Origin of the sequence: Blautia sp. CAG:257, assembly GCF_000433815.1 — a bacterium.
Lineage (GTDB): Bacteria > Bacillota > Clostridia > Lachnospirales > Lachnospiraceae > Blautia_A > Blautia_A caecimuris.
Map to the genome: position 1 here is coordinate 868 of NZ_HF999079.1, position 1,761 is coordinate 2,628.

General features: G+C 46.6%; 1 protein-coding gene. It reads right to left on the reverse strand.

Annotated elements, in window-relative coordinates:
- A partial coding sequence (rho, locus tag QVP40_RS09585) for a transcription termination factor Rho (protein ID WP_288200454.1) occupies positions 1 to 1,641 on the reverse strand: 1,641 nt, incomplete at its 3' end.
- Positions 1,642 to 1,761 lie beyond the last annotated feature (120 nt).

A 1,761-nucleotide genomic window follows, 5' to 3' on the forward strand; every position in this document is an offset into this window, starting at 1 on the left:
TTTCTGAATGTCAATGGCAGGAAATACTCGCTTTTCCTGAAGCCTGCGGTCAAGCACCAGCTCCATATTTCCTGTTCCCTTAAATTCCTCGTAGATCACATCATCCATTTTGCTGCCTGTGTCCACAAGCGCTGTGGCAAGAATGGTAAGGCTTCCGCCCTCTCTCATATTGCGGGCTGCGCCAAAAAATCTTTTGGGCATGTGAAGAGCTGCGGGATCAAGACCTCCAGAAAGGGTTCTTCCGCTTGGCTGCACACAAAGATTATATGCTCTGGCAAGCCTTGTAATAGAATCCAGAAGGATCGTCACATCCTTTCTGTGTTCCACCAGACGGCGGGCGCGCTCCACAACCATTTCTGACACTCTTTTGTGATGCTCCGGAAGCTCATCAAAAGTGGAATAGATCACCTCAACGTTTGGCCCCTGGATCGCTTCCTTAATATCTGTCACTTCCTCCGGGCGTTCATCGATCAGAAGAATGATCAGATGCATGTCCGGACTGTTTCTTAAAATAGACTTGGCAACATCCTTAAGAAGGGTAGTCTTACCTGCCTTTGGCGGAGAAACGATCATCCCCCTCTGTCCCTTTCCGATAGGACTGATCAGATCCACGATCCTCATTGCCATACTTCCCCCCGGACGCTCCATCTGAAGCCTTTCATTTGGAAATATGGGAGTCATATCCTCAAAATTATACCGTTTCTGCCCTTCGCTGGGATGAAATCCGTTAATAGAAGTTACATATAAAAGAGCGCTGAATTTTTCCCCCTGAGTTTTAATGCGGATATTTCCCTGAACGATATCTCCGGTTTTCAGATTAAATCTGCGGATCTGGGCCGGAGAAACATAAATATCATTCTCTCCCGGAAGAAAGTTTTCACAGCGGATAAACCCATATCCGTCCTGAAGGACCTCGAGAATTCCATTGGCTTTCTGGCCGCTGTCCAGCTGCGCTGTTTCTGCCGGAATCTTTGCATCATCCTGCTGTATATACGCCGTCCGGCTCTCATTCTGACTGTTGAATATCCTTGGATTTTCCTCCTGGCTGTAGCCTGTCCGGCAGTCCTGATTCTGATTGTTACAGGTTCTGGAATTCTCATCCTGACTATAGCCTGTTCTGCGGTCTTCGCTCTGATTATTATAGGTTCTGACATTTTCATCCTGACCGTTTCCGTATCTTCGGCCTTCGTTTTGACTGCCGTACGTTCTGAAATTCTCGCCCTGAGCATTTCCGTATCTGCGCCCATCATTCTGGCTGCCATGAGCTCTTGTAAACTCGCCCTGGCTGTTCCCATATCTACGGTTCTCATTCTGGTTATTATAGGCTCTCGTACCGCCCTCCTGCCAGTTATTTTTTCTTCTGTTGTCATAAAATGTCCGGGATTCCTGAACATGTCCATTCTGTCTGTACTGACGCACCGGAGTCTGATGTTCCTCCTGCCTGTCTTTCTTTTCTTCCCGGATTTCTTCTTTCTGCACAGTTTCTGAAACTGCGCCTGTATCTTTCTGCTCCTTTTCATCTTCCTGAAGCATACGTTCAATCAGCGCTGGCTTTCTTAAAGTAGAAATTCCCTTCAGGCCTCTTGCCTTTGCCAGCTCCTTTAATGTCGCAAGTGACAAGGATTCGTATTTTTCTCTCATAAAAAATTCCCTCAGCCTTTTCTAAAAAATAATGCCCGGTTAATTCCGGAACTCTTTATTATAATAATTTACGGGATACTCTGTCGGAACCGACACGAACATCAGAATTCCGGAAAACAG